The following is a 209-nucleotide window of genomic DNA, read 5'->3' as shown; positions in this document are numbered from 1 at the left end:
GTTATTCACTGCCCAGATAAACAGCAGCCAGTTACCGCCAATCAGCACGGCAGAGAGCGCCAGCAGGAAGATCTTCTTCGGGGTTTGCAGCAGCGTTTTTACGCCCGACCACTGACGGCTGAGGCTCATCAGCGCAATCATAAAGAAAAACGACCAGATGACGCGGTGAGTGAGGATCTCATCAGCCGGAACGTAGGCGATTAGCTTGA

At 53.6% G+C, this 209-nt stretch carries 1 protein-coding gene; it reads right to left on the bottom strand.

Annotated features, from left to right (window positions below; translation table 11 throughout):
- On the bottom strand, positions 1-209 hold a 209-nt coding region (locus AC0608_RS14015), incomplete at both ends, for a hypothetical protein (protein WP_478289513.1).

It is taken from the genome of Flavobacterium sp. GNP008 (genome assembly GCF_056428965.1).
Note: the sequence above shows the minus strand (reverse complement) of the source record. Positions and strands in the feature narration are given on the sequence as shown.